Consider the following 4,170-nt stretch of genomic DNA (forward strand, 5'->3'; position numbering starts at 1 on the left):
TCTCTACATTGGCCCCATCTAAAAACATATCCACTTCATCAAACGCATAAAAGGGAGAAGGACGATATCTTTGTAGGGAAAAAATAAAGCTTAAAGCGGTTAAAGATTTTTCACCTCCAGACATGGAACTTAATCGCTGTACGGGTTTTCCTTTGGGATGGGCCACCAGATTTAAGCCACCATTAAAGGGGTCATTTTCGTCTTCTAATTGTAAGTAACCATCGCCATCGGACAGGGTAGCAAATATATTCTTAAAGTTTTCGTTAACGGCAGTAAATGCTTCCTGAAAAGCATTAAATCTGAGGGTGGTAAAGTTTTCTATCCGCAAAAGTAGTTCGGTTCTTTCTCCTTCTAGAGTTTGCAGTTTTTCTGATAGTTCATCTAATCTCTCTTTAGTTTTTTGGTATTCTTCTAAAGCTAACATATTCACCGGTTCTAAAGCTTCCAATTTCTTTTGTAACTGCCGAATATCGCTTTGAATTTTCTCGAAATCTCGATCGCTTTCAGGAATTTCGGGCAAGGGATTGGGTAAGTCGCTTTCTAGTTGACTAATTTCTGTCTGTAAAGTGGTTAGTAATGCTTGTCTTTCCTCTTGATTGTTGACTAACTTTTCCGATTGCCAGATGGCCTGTTGTTGTTGGTTTTGTTGTTGTCGCAAAACTGTCTCTAATTGGTCTCTTTTTTGCTTGGTTTCCCCTAGTTGTCGGGATAATTGCTGTAAAGCTTGATTGATTTCTAAAATATTGTGATCAAGTTTTTCTATCTCCAGATTACCGATATTTCTCTGATTAACTGCATCGGTAATTATCTTGTCAATCTCAATAATTCTATCCCCAGACTCTTGACTTTTTTCCTCTAGTCTGATTTGTTGATTATGTAAATCTTTTAACTGTTCGCGGACTGTAGCGAGGTGATTTTCTTGGGTTTTTAACTCCAATTCTTGACTGCGAATTATTCCCTGTACCTGTTGCCATTCGCTATGGGTATGATTGGCCTCTAAAGCAGTTAATTTCTCCTGTTCTTGCTGTAAGGATAACTCTAACTCAGGAATTTCTCTGGTTAATATTTCTAACCGTTGACGAGAAATAGTCATTTCCTCTTGCTGGCCCGATAATTGACGGGTTAAATCCTCTTTTTCTGTGGTTAAACGTTCTAAATCCTTGCTTAATTGTTGTAGAGATAATTGATTTTCCCGATGACTTTGACGGGTTTCGGTTAACTGTTGGGTTAACTGACTGATAAGATGATTAACTTGGGTAATTTTTTCTTCGTTGCGGGTAAGAATGCGATCGATTTCTGCTAATCTTTCCCGTAGAGATTCCGCTTCACTAGACTCCTTCGGAGAAATTTTACCAAAACGCAGCCCCGCTCGCGTCGGTTGGCTGCCTCCGGTCATAGCGCCAGTCATCTCTAATAACTCGCCATCTAAAGTAACGATGCGATATTGATTGATATAATAACGGGCAGAATCTATATCCTCGAAAACCACCGTACTGCCAAAAATATAGTTAAAAACCTCTCGATACTGGGATTGAAACTTAACTAAATTCACCGCTAAATCCAGATAACCGCGCGCGTGACGCAGAGAGGAAATATCCTGGGGACGGGGAGGACGAATTTTATTCAGGGGTAAAAAAGTGGCGCGACCGATGCGACGCTGTTTTAGCAAGGCAATTCCGGCAGCCGCAACGCTATCATCTTGGACGACTACATGACCTAAACGACCTCCGGCGGCGATTTCAAGAGCAATTTGATAACGTTCCTCTACTTCGCCTAATTGTGCCACTAATCCGCAGATTCCGGGCAAATCTGACTGTAACAATATTTGAGTAGCATAGGTTCCCTGGGCCTCCTGTTGCGCTTGCTTGGTCGCTTCCAGTTTATCTAATTCCCTCTGTTTGTCCCGTTGTTCCTTGAGCAGACGTTTTTGGGTGTCCTGACTGATGACGCGATTTTGTTCGGCAATGGTGAGTTTTTGGGCTAAATTTTGGATATCGGGGTCTGATTGATTAATTTTTTGTAATATTTCTTGACTTTCTTCCGTTTTTGTGCTAATAACTTGCTCTAATTCTTGCAGACGTTGACCAGCTTCTATTATATTAGTTTGCAATCGATCGCATCTTTCGGTCAATTGGGCCCGTTGGCTACGGTAGGGGTTTAATTGTTCCTGAAGACGGGTAATATTGCGGGAAAGGTCACTTTGTTCTTTTACCCAAGCTTCTGACGCTTCTGCGAGACTACTTGCTTGCAGACGATGGGTTTCTAGGGTTTCCCTTGCGGTTTGGGTTGTCCGTAGGAGATTGGGTAAAATTTCAGTTTCTAAACGGCTTTTTTCAGCAGTAATCAGGTTTAATTCGCGATTATAACGATTAATTTCCTCTAAAAGTCTGGTTTTTTGTGCCTGAGATTCTTTTTCAAGGTTTTCTAGCTCTTTTTGTCGTTGTTGCTGTTGTTGTCGTTTGGCCTGTTGACTTGCTAATCGGGAAGTTAGGGACAGGTGTTCATCTTCCCCGAAAGCTTTGACCTGTTGATTGAGTTTCTCTAATTCTTGACTATTTTGGGCGATTTGTTCGGATAAATTGGCGATAGTCTCCGTTAAAAGCTGTTTTTCCCTTTCCCCAGCTTTAATTTGTTCTTTTACTTGCTGGCAGCGCTGCTGGAGATTTTGCCAATGGAGGACAATTTCCCATTGTTGTTTTTCTTGGACTTGGGCCTTGAGTTTTTGGTATTTTTCGGCTTTAATGCGATCGAGTGCTAATTTCTCCAGAGATTTTTGCAATTCTGTGGCAATAATTTGGCAGCGTTCTTCCCTTTCTTTAACCGAATCGATATTCTCCTTAGTTTTCTCAATTTTGCGGTCAAATTCGGCTACTCCTGCCAATTCGTCGATAATTTCCCGTCTTTCCTTAGCATTCATGCTGATAATTCGGGTTACGTCCCCCTGTAACACCACGTTGTACCCTTCGGGATAGATGCGTAAACGGTTTAATTGGTCGTGAAGTTCGCTAACCGTACAGGTTTCCCCATTGATATAGTAGGTAGAAGTATAGCTGCCACCCTTAGCCACTTTTAAGCGTCGGGAAACCGTCCAATCCCTACCGGTTGCGTCAGGAATATCGGCAATATCAAAAGTCACCGAAACACTCGCTTCCGAGCTATGACGTTGACTGTTATAGCTGTGATTGACTAAATCCGGTAATCTTTCGGCCCGCATTCCCTTGGAAGTAGCTAATCCCAAGCAAAATAACAATGCGTCGAGGATATTCGACTTTCCCGAACCATTTGGACCGGAAACCACCGTAAACCCCGGTAAAAAGGGTATAGGAGTTGTTCCCCCGAAGGATTTGAAGTGTGAGAGTTCGACCTTTTTGATGTAAACCATGGCGATAAGCAAAAAGTAGGAAAGCTATCAGCTTGAATCGATAAGGGATAACTCCGGTTTATCCTTGAAAATATCCTCAGACTTGACCGGAGATGAGTTTGATTAGTTGTGTAGTTGGAAAATTTTATGAGAACACCCTTACAGAAAAATATAGCTGATAGCTCCCTTAGATGGCTTGAATCCATTCTTTGACTTGGTATTCTGTCCAGATGCCATTTTGCCAGTAGGGATCCGCTTCGATTAATTCTCGCACTTCTGACTCGCTGGCTGCCTGATAGATTGCGAAAACTTGGCTTAAATCTGCCGTTGGTCCGATAGTAATGAGAATTCCCCGTTCTTTCTGTTGATTTAATCCCTCTAGATGTGCTTGACGATAGGGAGCGCGTTTTTCCAGCACGTTTTCACAATAACTACCCCAGACAACAAATTTCGGCATATTTGACCTGTACTCTCTTGATCTGTTGCTATTTTACGATCGAATCGTCAATCAGACTAAATCGATCTAGAAAAGTGGGGGAAGTACACAGATACTGTAGGATGCAGATAGTTGGGGGTGGTGATTCGGTAGTAGTGATGACGGTTTTATTAGTGGGATTAATCACAAACGGTTGACCACATTCTTTACATTGACGTTTGGGTTTTCCATTTATTTTTATTAATAAATATTTTGGCACTATTGAGAAAACGGGTTTCTGCGAGAAACTATTGAGAAAACGGGTTTCTTTGAGAAACCCGTTTTCTGCAAACGCCTATTTAGAAACCCATTTTCTGCAAACTCCTATTTAGGG

General features: G+C 41.6%; 2 protein-coding genes and 1 pseudogene. All 3 read right to left on the reverse strand.

Features of this window, described 5'->3' with window-relative positions:
* A partial coding sequence (gene smc / locus IQ242_RS18205; protein WP_193960940.1) for a chromosome segregation protein SMC occupies nt 1-3,382 on the reverse strand: 3,382 nt, incomplete at its 3' end.
* A 166-nt stretch (nt 3,383-3,548) separates the two neighbouring features.
* Entirely contained in the window at nt 3,549-3,818 is a 270-nt protein-coding gene (locus tag IQ242_RS18210) for a YciI family protein (RefSeq protein WP_002771659.1), read from the reverse strand.
* Between the two features lie 121 nt (nt 3,819-3,939).
* A pseudogene (locus tag IQ242_RS18215) lies at nt 3,940-4,026 on the reverse strand (ISNCY family transposase); the annotation flags it as partial.
* Between the last annotated feature and the right edge of the window lie 144 nt (nt 4,027-4,170).

This window comes from Microcystis sp. LEGE 08355, assembly GCF_015207185.1.
Classification (GTDB): domain Bacteria; phylum Cyanobacteriota; class Cyanobacteriia; order Cyanobacteriales; family Microcystaceae; genus Microcystis; species Microcystis panniformis.